This is a genomic window from Acinetobacter guillouiae (assembly GCF_002370525.2).
Lineage (GTDB): Bacteria > Pseudomonadota > Gammaproteobacteria > Pseudomonadales > Moraxellaceae > Acinetobacter > Acinetobacter guillouiae.
Window position 1 is genome coordinate 2,404,917 of sequence record NZ_AP014630.1, and the last position, 14,443, is coordinate 2,419,359.

Here is a 14,443-nt window from a genome sequence, read left to right on the forward strand (position 1 = left end):
CAATATTAAACATAGCTTTTTGAATTAATAAAGTTGTCTTTGGTTGCATTGGGTATAGATCTATTGATTTTAAATAGAAAAACTCCGCTCTTATCATAAGAAAGGAGTTTTATCTTCTTGTTGCTGTTGATATCCGTAGAATTAAAACAAGAAATAACGCTGTGCCATTGGTAATACTTCAGCAGCTTCGCAAGTTAAATGTACACCATCTGCACGAACTTCATAAGTTTCAGGATGCACATCCATCACTGGACAGTAGCTATTATGCTTCATGTCTTGTTTAGTGATGTTTCTGGTATTTTTACAAGGTGAAATTAACTTCTTTAATTGTAATTTTTCAGCAACACCAAGTTCAATGGCAGCCTGTGACAAGAAAGTAATACAGGTATTATGCACACCTCTTGGATATGCCCCAAACATTGGACGGTAATGTACCGGCTGTGGTGTTGGAATTGAGGCATTAATATCTCCCATTGGCGCTGCCGCAATCATTCCACCTTTAATGATCATTGACGGCTTTACCCCAAAAAACGCAGGTTTCCACAACACCAAATCCGCAAGTTTCCCTTCTTCTATAGAACCAATTTCATGGCTTAAACCATGAGTAATGGCGGGATTTATTGTATATTTTGCAATATAACGCTTCACTCGATTGTTATCATGATACCGATTATCGCCTTCTAATGGTCCACGTTGCACTTTCATTTTATGCGCCGTTTGCCAAGTACGTAAAATCACCTCACCCACACGCCCCATGGCTTGAGAGTCAGAAGACATCATTGAAATTGCGCCGAGATCTTGCAAAATATCTTCTGCGGCAATCGTTTCACGACGAATACGGCTCTCAGCAAATGCGACATCTTCAGCTATCGCTGGATCTAAATGGTGGCAGACCATGAGCATGTCTAAGTGTTCATCAATGGTATTGATGGTATATGGACGGGTTGGATTGGTTGAAGATGGCAAAACATTTGTCTGACCAATGGCTTTTAAAATATCAGGTGCATGACCACCACCCGCACCCTCAGTATGATAAGTGTGAATAGTACGATTTTTAAATGCCCCCAATGTTTCTTCAAGAAAACCACTTTCATTTAAAGTATCAGTGTGAATCGCCACTTGTACATCATATTCATCTGCCACAGTTAGACAATTATCAATTGCAGCAGGGGTAGAACCCCAATCTTCATGCAATTTCAAACCCACCACACCCGCTTTAATCTGCTCCGCAATCGGTTCAGGTTGACTCAAATTACCTTTACCCAATAAGCCAATATTCATAGGTAAATCATCAATGGCTTGCAGCATGGTTGAAATATGCCATGGCCCCGGTGTCACCGTCGTTGCCGATGTTCCTGCGGCAGGACCAGTACCACCACCAATCATGGTCGTTGTTCCTGACATTAACGCTGTTTCAACTTGTTGGGGGCAAATCCAGTGAATATGGGTATCAATTCCACCTGCTGTAAGTATTTGCCCTTCACCGGCAATCACCTCAGTTGCTGCACCTAATGGAATGGTAATATCAGGTTGAATATCCGGATTGCCAGCTTTACCTATTTTCCATATTCGCCCATTTTTCAATCCCACATCGGCTTTAATAATTCCCCACCAATCGACAATCAATGCATTGGTAATCACCGTATCTGCAACGTCCGCTGCAAGTAATTGCGATTGTCCCATCCCATCGCGGATAACTTTACCACCACCAAATTTAACTTCTTCACCATAGGTGGTGAGGTCTTGTTCAACTTCTATAAAAAGTTCGGTATCTGCTAAACGTACTCGATCCCCAACAGTAGGACCAAACATTTCAGCATAAGCTCGACGTGACATTTTCATTATTGATTATCCTTTTAGTCCAACTTACCCATCACACGCCCTGCGAAACCATAGACTTCACGTTTTCCGACCAGTGCAACGATTTCTACATCACGTCGTTGCCCCGGTTCAAACCGAACCGCTGTACCAGCCGCAATATTTAAACGAAAACCTTTGGCACGTTCACGATCAAATTGCAAAGCATCGTTGGCTTCATAAAAATGAAAATGTGAACCGACCTGAATCGGTCGATCACCTATATTTGACACTGAAATTTTCAGTACGTCACGACCGACATTCATTTCAATATCACAATCAGGTGTAATAATTTCACCAGGGATCATATGCTTATCCTAATTTTGAAGAAGTTTTCTATACAATCGGTTGATGGACTGTGACGAGCTTCGAGCCATCTGGAAAAGTGGCCTCTACTTGCACTTCGGCAATCATCTCAGGCACACCCTCCATCACATCATCACGACTGAGTAAGGTGGTGCCAAAATGCATCAACTCACTGACAGTCATTCCATCTCGCGCGCCTTCAAGCAGTGCTGCGGAAATAAATGCAATAGATTCAGGATAATTGAGTTTTAATCCACGTGCTTTACGACGTTCTGCAACCAAACCCGCTGTAAAAATCAGCAGTTTGTCTTTTTCAGTGGGATTGAGTTCCATATGTATTTCCTAAAGTTCTCACATTTTTTTATGCAAAATATGTGCTCAGTTTTAAATTAAACACGCAGATTTTATTTCTAAAAGGTGATCTTTAAATGAATCAAGTTCGCCAAATGCGTGGAAATGCTTCATCCAAATCAAACCAATATCGCCTTAATCTGGCACGAATTGCAGCAAAGGCGTCATGACAATGTCGAACATCATCGCCTAAAAAACGTGCACTGATAACATCACCCAATAAGGTTAACCTTACAGGCATATCCATTCGCATCATCAACTCACGAATTAAATCGATATGTGCCTCTAAATAAATGTTTGCTCGAAATTTTTCAGGAGGAACTGCCCATAAACTGCCCATAACGGCATGATTATTCATTCCTAGACAAGAGCTTAGCCAACGATCATTGCCTTTAAAACTCAGTGTGTCTGCCACCAGTAATTGCTGATTTCGCCATAATTTAAAATGGCTGTGATAAGCACCAGATTGAAATTTTTCATCTCGAGCTTGTCGACCAATTACCAACATATCCCACCCAATAAAGCTTGCTGTCTGATCAAGCTGAATCAAGGTTTCTGAGTGAGCATTGGCACCATCAAATAACATGGTTTCTTGTGGAAGCCATTCAAACACAGCATTGTGTTTAACTGAGATATGGATATGTTGATAAGCTTGTTTGCCATTGGTTCGGTACCATTTACCAGCACCTGGGGTTGTAACTAAGGCATGGGCAGCAGTATCTACACTGATCTCAAATGTTAAATGATCACCACCAGCAATACCCGCAGGCGGATGGACAATAATGGCATGACAAATTCCAGTTTTTTCTGGCCATAGCATCTTCTGCACACGTACAGGTCCAAAATGTCTACGATGCGCCAATACCGTTCGCTCAGTCTGAGCCTGAAAACCCAATTCGAGTTTGGCATACCACAGGCGCTGATCAGGAAGATGTTCCACTAAACTTATCATGACCGCCTTTATAAATTGATATCAGCAATTAAGCGCTTACACATTAAGCCAAACCAATAACCGCAACGATTGCAGCCAAAGTACCAATAATTTTCTTGCCATATGGAACGTACTTTTTGATAAAAGCACCAATGCCCAATCCACCCGCATAGATCAATGCCATTGCTGTCACCATGCCTAAAATCAGTAAGCTGGCATGACCTGATTGGCCTAATTCAGCACCATGCGCAACGCCGTGAAAACTTGCCAATAAAACTGCTGCAATAGGTAAAACTTGATTTGTTTTTGTCCAAAGCGCAACAGCCAATAAAATCAATGACGCAATGATGCCGTACTCAGCAACTGCTGCTGGAATAAATCCTTGGCTACCGATCATAAAGCCAATCACCATCGCTACAGCTAAGCCAATCAAGCCGAAAAGCTTCCAGCGTTGATTTGCCGTCCACATCAATACACCAAATGCGATTGCCATCATCAAATGATCTAAACCTGTAAATGGGTGAATAAAACCTGCCCAAAAACCAGTATGGTGATCATGTTCAGGATGAGCCAAAGCCAATACAGGTAGATATGCAGCACATGCCATCAGACTGTGTCTCAAAAAACGCATTCGAATTCTCCTTTGATTATTTTTCAATTCAAATAGTTACCACTATTTTTAATATCGCGACTAAGCTTCAATCTCTACGCTAAGCTTTAAATAAACCTTGTTTTTCAATAAATTCAATGATTTGCTTTAAACCATCTTGAGTTTTCATATTTGAAAATAGAAAAGGTTTGTCACCACGCATGCGTTTTGCATCTTGATCCATCACATCGAGATTTGCACCGACCATTGGGGCTAAATCTGTTTTGTTAATAATCAATAAATCCGACTTGGTAATGCCGGGACCACCTTTACGTGGGATCTTTTCACCACCTGCAACATCAATCACATAAAGAGTTAAATCAGATAATTCAGGACTAAACGTAGCCGCTAGATTATCTCCACCACTTTCGATAATAATCAGCTCTAAACCATCAAATTTTTCACAAAGATCATCAATTGCAGCCAAGTTAATTGAAGCATCTTCACGAATTGCAGTATGTGGACAACCCCCTGTCTCAACACCAACAATACGTTCTGGTGACATCGCTTCATGACGAGTTAAAAAATTAGAATCTTCTTTGGTATAGATATCGTTGGTCACAACCGCCATATTATATTTGTTGCGTAAAGCAAGGCATAAATTCAGGGTTAATGCTGTTTTACCTGAACCAACAGGACCACCTATTCCAACACGTAAAGGGCTACGTTCTGTCATCTTTTTTTCCTTTTCTATGCTTCATTCTCTATTAAAAATAGCGAATGAAGCGTGTCATTTATGATCTGAATAATCGTGAATATAGAGTTTCATGCGACATACTTAACATCGCATAATTGGGCAAGGCACTACTTAACTCATCATCTTCTAAGGCTAAGGCACGCACTACCGCTTTAGGAATTAAGCCATGTAAATGCCACAAAATTCTTTGACCACTCATTTGCCCTAAAGGGACAGTTTTAACCGCACCTAGCACTTGGTTTTCTAAAACAGTAAAGCTATATGCTGTCAGGACATCCACCAGATTAAGTTTTAATGTCCCGCATAAATGTGCATAAACTGGTACAAAACCAAACTGCTTTTTAATCTCAGGCGGCTGTTTTAAAACATCACGAATCCAAGCATTCAAAGAAAATGCCAACTGCTGAGATTCAGCCCTCAATTCTTTCGACTCACGGCTCGCTTTATAAAAGTTAGCCCAATTTAAAAATTCTGCTTCATCTAAATAATGTTGTATTAGACGTTTTAAAACAGGGAGTTCAAACCTAACCAGCAACATTTCCAGTACTTCTTCAAAATAAGCAATACTGCTTGCTTCATCATGAATCAAGCCTTGATCAATCGCACTTTCTACCCCTTGCGAATAGCAATATGCACCAATGGGTAAGGCTGTCGATGACAGGGTCAATAGACTTAATAGTTGCGATGCGTTAGTGATGGACATGATGTAAAGCCTTAATCGGGCTTAAACGATGATCATGCTGATGTTGTGCATATGCACCACTTTCAGGTTCAAATGGATGTTCAACTTCATCTACAGTTAGGCCTAAACCTTGGATCATTTCTGCAAGGACATGATCAGGTTCAAAATAAAGTGCAGTTGGGGTAAGCATTAACGGAACATGGCGATTTCCCAGATGATATGCAGCTTTAAGTAAGTCAAAACTATGCAGTGCCGAAACTTGCATTAATTTTTCAGCTTTGGCATCTACACGTAACACTTCACCTTGTTCAGTTGCGATATAAGAACCACTACGCAAAATGCCTGTACGCGGTAAATCCGCACCAATATCGTGCCCATTATTTAAAGTTGCACGAAAACGGCTCTTTTGCCGAGTATCAAAAGTCAATTCAATACTTTCAGCCTCAATGTTTGGCTCTATATGGTCTAAACGTTGCGTATAAATTTTCATATTGATCCACTTTTTCATGGCACGCTATTTAAAATGTTCCAAATTGATGCCAAAATTTTATTCATAAATATCGGTTTGCATTAAATTAAAGCATTTATCATGCCAGTTTTTAGAATCCTAAGAATTCAAAATGCATCTTATTTAGAACGCTTCCCTAAAACCTGAGTTCAGATTTACACGAGAGATATTTCAATAAAAAATCAGGACAATTAAAGGTTACAAAATAAAACCATAATAAAATTATGTGTATTTCACAAAAGCTTGAAATAACACACTTTTGGTCAACTAAAATTCTCATCGACAATTTGCGACTAACAGCGCAATATGGTATCAATGAATAAATAATCAGACAAAAAAGGGAGAAACTTATAATGGCTTATCAACACATCCTTCTTGCTGTAGATGACTCTCCTATTTCTTATGCTGCACTTGAACATGCAGAGAAACTTGCACTTGCGTTTAACTGTAAAATTACTGTGATGAGTGTAATCGCAGTTGATCCTTTTAAAGGCGTCGATTTTTATAAAATAGCGCCTGCTGTAACTCAATATTTATTTGAAGCTGAAAAAAATGCTTTAGCACGTTTAAAAGATATTCAAGAAACTTTAGTTCATCATGGTGTAACAACAGTAGATACCAAAGTGGTACGTGAAGTGCCTCCTGCTACTGGAATTTTAGATGTTGCAGATGAACTGAATGTGGACCTTATTGTAATGGGTTCTCATGGACGTACTGGTCTGAAAAAATTCTTCTTAGGGAGTGTTGCACAAGAAGTGTTGTCGATTTCTCCACTGCCTGTGTTGATTATTAAATCTACCCAAGAAGAAGCTTAATTCTTATTTGAAATGTTAATTAAAAAGGTGTGATTATGAGTTATCAAAATATTCTTGTCCCAGTTGACGGTTCTGACATTTCTTTTTCTGCATTAAAACATGCTGCTGCGATTGCCAAAGCCTTTGGAAGCAAAGTCACTGCGATCAGTGTGGTTGCTGAAGACCCTTTTGCTGCTGCTGATTTTTACTATTCGCCAGATATGTTAAAAGATTACATTCAAGAAGCAATTAAAAATGCGGAAGAAGGTTTGGGCAAAGCCAAACAATTGGCTGAACAGCAAGGTGTTCAAATTGATACACAAGTCGTGAGAGACTCGGTTGCAGCTGAAACCATCATTAAAACTGCTGAATCATTACATACAGATTTAATTATCATGGGATCGCATGGTCGCAAAGGCTTCCAAAAGTTTTTCTTAGGTAGCTTTGCGCAAGATGTACTGGGTCAAACCAAACTTCCTGTATTGATTGTCAAACAGTGATTGATTAGGGTCTATAGACAGTTCATAAATGATTTGCGTTGTAGACGAATTGTCAAACGCCCCTAAAACTAAATAAATAAAACCCAGTTTAGCTGGGTTTTATTTATGCAATGTCCAGATCAAAGACAAAACTTGGGAAAATTATTAAACCGCGATAACTTTGACTAAAATGGTTTGAGATTCTTCAAAATCATCAAAAATTTGCTTACGGCTAAGTTCTTTGGACTTTACTTTAAAATTATGATTTTGATAGTGAATGATCTCAGGTATTTGATCAAAATAATTTCCTTCGGCTTCAATACTTTCTTCAAATAAGGCTGTGCCAAGCTGATATTCTCTACTTTTTAAGACAACATACTTAACAGTCGTTTTCATCATTCGCACTCCATTTTCATATGCACTTTATTTTTATTTATATCACTTTTTGACGCGTTTGAAATATAAAAATTCATCATATTGCATAGTAATTCTACAATTGGCCCAAAAAAGGAAAACCCACCTGTTGAGAAGTGGGTTGACTGCATATTTACAGACTTCACGCTGATTATTCTTTTAACTTTCTGTGATTGTTATTTGATGCTTATTCTTCGCTTTTGTTGTTTTGTGCCGTCATTATGGCAAATAAATATGACAAGCTTATTTCAACTCAGCGTTCTTTTGATTTATTTTGTCTTTGATAAAATATATAAGCCAATATTCTGATTTATATATAAATATCCAAAAAAAATTAAATTCATGGCTCAATATGGTTATTTTTTTATTTGGTTTTCTTGCAAATTCCCTCAATTCACTTATAGTTAAATTATTGAATATAAATAATTAATTTAGAGCCATACCAATGCTTTTAAAACAATGCTGTGATCTGCTTGAAAGAAAGAATTTAACAGTCGCATTTATTGAAAGTGCAAGTTCTGGTTATTTATCCAGCCAATTTTCAATCTATAAAAACAGTGGTGCAGATATTTTATTAGGCGGTTTAGTCAGTTACGACCCCTCTATTAAAATTTCAATTTTACAAGTTGATCCATCCCTCATCGAAAAATATAGTGCTGAATCTGCTGAAGTCACTAAAGCAATGGCTGTTCAAGGGAAGAAACTCTTTACCACTGCAGATATCATTGTCAGTTGTACAGGCTTACTTAAACCTGGTGGCAGTGCGAGTCTTGAAAAACCAGAAGGTACTTTCTTTATCTCAATCCATTTTCAAAACACATTGTCGAATTTTAAATATTTTATTGAAGGTGAGCCGTTGACCCGTTTAAATCAATTAACTGAAAATGTTGCAAAGGAAATCTTAAAAATCTTAAATTTTGTTTAAGATTTATGCTATACCTTAACTGAAATACAAATTACTGAAATATTTAATTCACTTTTTAACTAAAAAGCGGTAAATTTTACATAGATTATCAACATATCAATAACACAAATGAACTTATTAGGAAGCGGTATGAAACTTCAATTTGCGGTAATTTCTTCTTTAGCATGTTTAACTTTGGCAGGTTGTGCTGGCTCTTATCCAGAAAGAGTTGTTACAAAAGGCCCTTTAATCTGTGAAGCAAATGAAGTTTGCCCTGAACTTTCTATGCGTTGGAAAGATGAAGTTCGTGATGGTTTTAAAATCACAGCAGAAATTAACAATCCAACGAAATATGATATTACCCAATTTGTCTTCTTAGTAGATGGTCAGCCATATACATATTCAACCATTAACACGACACAATATGCGGGTACAGTTTCATCGAACTCGATTAATGTTCCAGTTAGTTTTCTTAACTCATTCCGTAATGGTAAAGAAATTTCACTTAAATTGGTAACCAATCAGGGTGATGTTGAACGTTCAATCTTAAAGGCAGATGGTCAACAGTCTTCTGCATATCTAACTTTCTTAAAAGGTTATACAGGTCAAGTTATTACTCAATAAGACGAAGAAGCATAGATATAAAAAACCAGACATTTTGTCTGGTTTTTTAACTCAAAATCTTTTATCCAAGATTGTTAAGAAAAAACTATCAAGCAAAACAAATCATTTGAAATTTACGCTAATAATTAAAGGTATTTCAAAACTAAAATACCCTCTCTATCTCAAACATATTTGCTATTTAGGCTCAATTGGGGCAAATGGCGCAACCACATCCGCATTTTGTGCGCGGTGACGCATAAAATGATCCATCAATACGATGGCAAGCATGGCTTCAGCAATAGGTGTCGCACGCACGCCCACACAAGGATCATGACGACCTTTGGTGAGTACATCTGTATCTTCACGATCTAGATTAATGGTTTTCCCTGGTGTAGTAATACTTGCGGTTGGTTTTAACGCAATCGCTACACGGATGGTTTGGCCTGAAGAAATACCACCGAGAATACCACCAGCATGATTGGCTAAAAACCCATCTGTGCTAAGTTCATCACGGGTTTCATGACCAAATTGTTCTGCAACTGCAAAACCATCACCAATTTCAACACCTTTCACCGCATTGATTGACATCATGGCATGGGCAATATCAGCATCTAAACGATCAAATACGGGTTCACCCCAACCTACAGGTACTTTTTCTGCAAGGATCTCAAGCTTTGCACCACAACTAGTCCCCTGTTCACGTAATGATGTCACCAGCGCTTCAAAACGAGGAACAGCATTGACATCACCACAGAAGAACGGATTATTCGGAACTTCATTCCAATCTAAAGCTTGTGCTTTTTCAGTACCAATTTGCGTCACATGCCCACGAATCACGATCGCAAATTTCTCAAAAAGAAATTTCTTTGCAATCGCACCCGCTGCCACACGCATCGCCGTTTCACGTGCACTTGAACGACCACCACCACGATAATCACGGAAACCATACTTTTGCGTATAGGTGTAATCTGCATGGCCTGGACGGAAAGTTTGCGCAATATTGCCATAATCTTTAGATTTTTGATCTGTATTACGGATCAATAAACCAATCGAAGTTCCTGTCGTTTTACCTTCAAAAACTCCAGAAATGATCTCAACCTCATCTGGCTCTTTACGCTGAGTGGCAAACTTAGACGTTCCTGGTTTACGACGATCTAAATCAATTTGTAAATCTTCAGCAGATAATTCAAGACCTGGTGGCACACCATCAACAATTGCCATCAAGCCTACGCCGTGAGATTCACCACAAGTCGTTACACGGAAGAGTTGTCCAATACTGTTACCTGCCATGCTTACGACTCCTTAAGCTTGAATAGATTGAATAAATAAATCACGGAATGTACGACATTGTTTAGCAGTCAAAGCAAAAATACCTGTACCGCCTTTTTGGAACTGTAACCAGTAAAAATCAATCGTATTAAAATTCTGTTTCATTGCCCATTCTGAGTTACCTACTTCAATCACGATTAAACCGTCTTCAGTTAAATAATCAGCAGCTTGAGCCAACATTTTTCGAACTAAATCCAAACCATCTTGACCCGCAGCTAACGCAAGTTCAGGTTCATGATGGAATTCATCTGGAAGATCAGCCATATCTTCGGCATCCACATACGGTGGATTTGAAACGATCAAATCATATTGATTTTCAGCTGGAATTTTGGCAAACAAATCTGACTCAAGCAAAGCCACCTGATATTGCTTATTGTGGTGCTCCGCATTAATAGAAGCCACTTCTAATGCTTCTTTAGAAATATCAGTTGCATCTACTTCTGAATCAGGGAATGCATATGCCAGCGCGATCGCAATACAACCTGAACCCGTACACATATCTAAGATACGTTGCGGTGTTTTTGGATTTGGGTTTTCAGGTAAATTATTCACGCCTGCACGCGTTTGTCCATTTTCATCTAAACAATAAGGTGCAAAACGGTTTTCGATCAATTCAGCAATTGGTGAACGAGGAATTAACACACGCTCATCAACATAGAATGGCTTACCAAAGAAATAAGAGAGGTTAAGTAAATAAGAGGTTGGAATTCTTTCATTTACACGACGTTCGAGTAGATTTAAAAACTCAGCTTTTTCACTTGGCAATAATTTTGAATCTAAAATTTCAGCATCCGCCTTCCATTCCAAAGAAAGCGTTTGTAAAACCAAGGCAGAACTTTCTGCGAAATAATCTTCTGTACCTTGACCCAAATGTGCATCGTATTGACGTAAAGCTGTAACCCCAAAACGAATAAAATCACGAATTGTTGATAGGTTTTCAGCAGCTTCCTGTAAATGTTCAGGGCTAATAGTCGGTCGATCCACTTAAGGTTTCTCCAAGGTCATATTTTTAAACGCCTTATGATACCTTGTTTTGCATGACATTTATAATGCTTTACGACAATTTACTTAGCAATTATTTTATAGCGCAATAAAGCACTATAAACGATAGCTTTGTTTCTCTAACATATTGGCTCTATTGACTGTTTGTTTGAGGGCACAATTGTAATACTTCATTTTATAATCATCAGAAACTGATTTATTCGACTCATCACACTGCTGATCTCGAAGTTTAAACCATTGTTTCTGATATTTCTTTTGAGATTTCTGTTGCTTGTCTGTATACAGATCCAGCGTCTGTTTAAATAATGATTTCAAACGATCATCTTGCTTACTCAACTCAGCTTTCATACAGCTGGCAAGTGTTGCCGAGCTTGAACCTGCCGAATTCATACAGCTTAAATAGTCTGAGCTATAACCGATCGCCTGCGTGTGCATCGGCAATAATACAACTAAACTGATACCCCAATACTTTAAATACATCCAATTCCCCTATCCCAAAATCATTATTTTAATTCAAAAACTTTTAATCCAAAGAACTCAGGCACTGATTAGCAACAATCCCCTCTGCAAAAGAGTGTAAAAGATTTGAAACTAAATACAATCATTGCAGATAAATTATTGTTAAAACTTGATTTAAAACAATCAGCTTTGTTTCGCCATATCACTCGTTTTTTAGATTTATTTTTAAGCCTATTGTTGTATGTTTTTAAAACAAATCAATCTGCTTGGTTATAAAATAGAAACTTATTTGTGGCAAAATTGCTGAGATTGAGCGCTTAACTTGAAATTGGCTCATTTCACCTTTATATATACAACAAGTTTTTAAATATTTATGAATTTAGTCAATTTATGAGCTACAAACATAATAACCTCATGGCAATGCGTCAGTCATGGTGGGATGATGAATCCACTCCAAATGTTAAAATTGAAAAGCAATTTTTTCAACAAACACTCACTGAACAAGGTGTTTACGAAGCGCCTTCTCTAGACGATGTAAAATATTTTTTCTTTAGCTTGCCCAGCATTATCATTGTTAAGGGCTATGCGCTTGGCTTTACCAATCAAAGTGTTAAAGATTTGATCATTCATTACATTGCTTCAAATAAGCAAGGTTTAATACTTCGCAAAGCGCTTAAAATCCAATTTAGAATGTAAATTTTAATATTGCTTAGGCTATTTTGATGGAATTAATTTAATTCCCCCATTCAGCGAATTGAACTGTTTAAATACAGTCATTCCATGTAATATTCCTTACAATTAGTCATCTTTTTATCTTTTCGAATCTCTTATAAAGGATTTTATCTTCATGTCAGATCAGAACGAAAAGCTCAAACAGTTAAAAACCTCATCAATGGATCGTCGCTTATCAATTGCAAAAGCATCATTATTGGCAGGTACACGCTGGGCAGCTTCAAGTGCGAGTTCAATCTTTTCAAGTGAAGAAGAAAAAGAAAAAAAACGTAAACAAGCGATGAAAGAACAAGCCAATTACCTTGTTCAAGAAATTGGTAAGCTAAAAGGCTCAATTGTTAAAATCGGTCAAATGATGGCGCTTTATGGCGAGCATTTTTTACCTGAAGAAATTACTCAAGCATTAAACACCCTCAATAATCAAACAGTTGCCCTTGCATGGCCTGCAATTAAAGAGCAACTGGTCAGTCAATTGGGTTCTAAACTTAACGATCTTACCATTGATCATGAGCCGATTGGTACGGCTTCGCTGGCTCAGGTTCACCGCGCAACACGTAAGTCAGATGGATTAGAGCTGGTTCTTAAAATCCAATATCCAGGTGTAGCCGATGCCATAGACTCAGATATGAGCCTATTTCGAAATATGCTTAAATTGACACGTATGGTGCCACAAACCCGTGAGTTTGATCAGTGGTTTGATGAAGTGCGTGAAATGATGCATCGTGAAGTTGATTATAAAGTTGAAGCGGCAACAACCCGTCGTTTTGGCCAGCGACTTAAAGAAGATCCACGTTATGGCGTGCCACAAATTATTGATGACTATTGTACTAATCAAGTCCTGTGCATGACCTTTGAACGTGGTGTACCCATCAACAGCCCTGTCATGCTGTCTTTACCGCAAGAACGACGTAATCTTTTAGGTGAAGCATCACTTGAAATTGCGGTTCGTGAATTGTTTGAGTGGGGCGAAATGCAAACCGACCCTAACTTTGGTAATTACCTTGTTCGTTTGGGCAATGGTGAAGAGATAAAAGATAAAATTATTTTGTTAGATTTTGGCGCTATACGTCAATTCGATGACCAATTACTTCGTGTGGCTTGTAATTTAATCAAAGCGGGTTATAACCACGATGCAGAAGCAATGGTCAATGCGATGTCGGGCTATGAGTTCTTTGATGCAATGCCTTTAAGCATTAAACCCGATATGGCAAAAGTATTTTTATTGGCAACAGAAGCATTTAGTACACCTTTAAATAACCCAGATTTACCTGCTGGTGTGATGGATCAACATAACCGTTATGACTGGAAAAAAAGCCAGCTACATAGCCGTGTGATGCAACGTGCTTCAAAATCAATGGCTTCACGTTACTTCAGTATTCCACCAAAAGAATTTATGTTTATCAGTCGTAAATTTATTGGTGCTTATACATTTATGACGGTAATTGAAGCAAAGACCAATGTTCGTAAAATGATTGTACCTTTTGTTTAATCTTTTTAGTTTTCATACAGGTTAAACGAGATTGTAAACGTTTTAAAAATGTCACTTTTACCAATACCCAACAAATGTTGGGTTTTTTTATTTAAAAATAAACAATAAAAATCAGAATATTAATAACAAATATATCATCTACTCTACCATTCATCTAAGGTCAATCACTTTGTCAGCTTTGACATAGTTTTTTATTTTTATGCATGTCAGGATTGTTGTATACCGACACTAAAATACAGGGACTTCGGCATGACCAA

The 14,443-nt window shown here is 37.9% G+C and carries 18 protein-coding genes; 6 read left to right on the plus strand and 12 right to left on the minus strand.

Features of this window, described 5'->3' with window-relative positions; all coding sequences use genetic code 11:
* Nucleotides 1–141: 141 nt before the first annotated feature.
* From ureC to ureE, 8 genes are all read right to left on the minus strand, one after another.
* On the minus strand, nt 142–1,842 hold the full coding sequence (ureC, locus tag AS4_RS11095; RefSeq protein WP_096734180.1) for an urease subunit alpha: 1,701 nt from the start codon (nt 1,840–1,842) through the stop codon (nt 142–144).
* 14 nt (nt 1,843–1,856) lie between these two features.
* Nucleotides 1,857–2,165: an urease subunit beta gene (locus AS4_RS11100; RefSeq protein ID WP_004720299.1), complete on the minus strand. Its 309-nt coding sequence runs from the start codon at nt 2,163–2,165 to the stop codon at nt 1,857–1,859.
* A 28-nt stretch (nt 2,166–2,193) separates the two neighbouring features.
* Nucleotides 2,194–2,496, minus strand: coding sequence for an urease subunit gamma (gene ureA, locus AS4_RS11105; protein WP_004720298.1), 303 nt, complete (start codon nt 2,494–2,496; stop codon nt 2,194–2,196).
* A gap of 100 nt (nt 2,497–2,596) precedes the next feature.
* Nucleotides 2,597–3,466, minus strand: a complete 870-nt coding sequence (locus AS4_RS11110; RefSeq protein WP_096734181.1) for an urease accessory protein UreD — start codon at nt 3,464–3,466, stop codon at nt 2,597–2,599.
* Nucleotides 3,467–3,509: 43 nt separating this feature from the next.
* Nucleotides 3,510–4,076 (minus strand): HupE/UreJ family protein, encoded by a 567-nt coding sequence (locus AS4_RS11115; protein WP_096734182.1) that lies wholly within the window; start codon nt 4,074–4,076, stop codon nt 3,510–3,512.
* 79 nt (nt 4,077–4,155) lie between these two features.
* Complete coding sequence (gene ureG / locus AS4_RS11120) at nt 4,156–4,770, minus strand: urease accessory protein UreG (RefSeq protein ID WP_004720292.1); 615 nt, start codon at nt 4,768–4,770, stop codon at nt 4,156–4,158.
* Between the two features lie 58 nt (nt 4,771–4,828).
* On the minus strand, nt 4,829–5,494 hold the full coding sequence (locus AS4_RS11125; protein WP_096734183.1) for an urease accessory protein UreF: 666 nt from the start codon (nt 5,492–5,494) through the stop codon (nt 4,829–4,831).
* Nucleotides 5,481–5,963 carry an urease accessory protein UreE gene (gene ureE / locus AS4_RS11130; RefSeq protein WP_096735516.1) on the minus strand — a complete coding sequence of 161 codons (483 nt, stop codon included), beginning with the start codon at nt 5,961–5,963 and terminating at the stop codon, nt 5,481–5,483. Before ureE ends, AS4_RS11125 begins: the two co-directional genes overlap by 14 nt.
* Nucleotides 5,964–6,334: 371 nt before the next feature.
* On the opposite strand from ureE, the gene AS4_RS11135 reads away from it, so the two are divergent.
* Nucleotides 6,335–6,796, plus strand: a complete 462-nt coding sequence (locus tag AS4_RS11135; protein WP_004720286.1) for a universal stress protein — start codon at nt 6,335–6,337, stop codon at nt 6,794–6,796.
* A 35-nt stretch (nt 6,797–6,831) separates the two neighbouring features.
* Nucleotides 6,832–7,275, plus strand: a complete 444-nt coding sequence (locus tag AS4_RS11140; protein WP_096734184.1) for a universal stress protein — start codon at nt 6,832–6,834, stop codon at nt 7,273–7,275.
* A gap of 144 nt (nt 7,276–7,419) precedes the next feature.
* Here AS4_RS11140 and AS4_RS11145 read toward each other — a convergent pair whose 3' ends face one another.
* Entirely contained in the window at nt 7,420–7,650 is a 231-nt protein-coding gene (locus tag AS4_RS11145) for a hypothetical protein (RefSeq protein WP_035372252.1), read from the minus strand.
* 463 nt (nt 7,651–8,113) lie between these two features.
* Between AS4_RS11145 and AS4_RS11150 the strand changes: the two genes are divergently transcribed.
* On the plus strand, nt 8,114–8,593 hold the full coding sequence (locus AS4_RS11150; protein WP_096734185.1) for a CinA family protein: 480 nt from the start codon (nt 8,114–8,116) through the stop codon (nt 8,591–8,593).
* 129 nt (nt 8,594–8,722) lie between these two features.
* The gene (locus tag AS4_RS11155) at nt 8,723–9,196 is read left to right on the plus strand and encodes a hypothetical protein (RefSeq protein ID WP_096734186.1); all 474 of its coding nucleotides are present in this window, start codon (nt 8,723–8,725) and stop codon (nt 9,194–9,196) included.
* Nucleotides 9,197–9,370: 174 nt separating this feature from the next.
* Here the strand turns inward: AS4_RS11155 and aroC are convergent, their stop codons facing one another.
* From aroC to AS4_RS11170, 3 genes are all read right to left on the minus strand, one after another.
* Complete coding sequence (gene aroC / locus AS4_RS11160; protein ID WP_004720277.1) at nt 9,371–10,465, minus strand: chorismate synthase; 1,095 nt, start codon at nt 10,463–10,465, stop codon at nt 9,371–9,373.
* Nucleotides 10,466–10,477: 12 nt separating this feature from the next.
* Nucleotides 10,478–11,488: a 50S ribosomal protein L3 N(5)-glutamine methyltransferase gene (prmB, locus tag AS4_RS11165; protein ID WP_096734187.1), complete on the minus strand. Its 1,011-nt coding sequence runs from the start codon at nt 11,486–11,488 to the stop codon at nt 10,478–10,480.
* Nucleotides 11,489–11,602: 114 nt separating this feature from the next.
* Entirely contained in the window at nt 11,603–11,986 is a 384-nt protein-coding gene (locus AS4_RS11170; RefSeq protein WP_096734188.1) for a lysozyme inhibitor LprI family protein, read from the minus strand.
* A 369-nt stretch (nt 11,987–12,355) separates the two neighbouring features.
* Between AS4_RS11170 and AS4_RS11175 the strand changes: the two genes are divergently transcribed.
* Together AS4_RS11175 and AS4_RS11180 are read left to right on the plus strand one after the other, a co-directional pair.
* Nucleotides 12,356–12,661 carry a hypothetical protein gene (locus AS4_RS11175; RefSeq protein WP_004821703.1) on the plus strand — a complete coding sequence of 102 codons (306 nt, stop codon included), beginning with the start codon at nt 12,356–12,358 and terminating at the stop codon, nt 12,659–12,661.
* 151 nt (nt 12,662–12,812) lie between these two features.
* The gene (locus tag AS4_RS11180) at nt 12,813–14,186 is read left to right on the plus strand and encodes an ABC1 kinase family protein (protein ID WP_004720267.1); all 1,374 of its coding nucleotides are present in this window, start codon (nt 12,813–12,815) and stop codon (nt 14,184–14,186) included.
* The last annotated feature ends 257 nt before the right edge of the window (nt 14,187–14,443 follow it).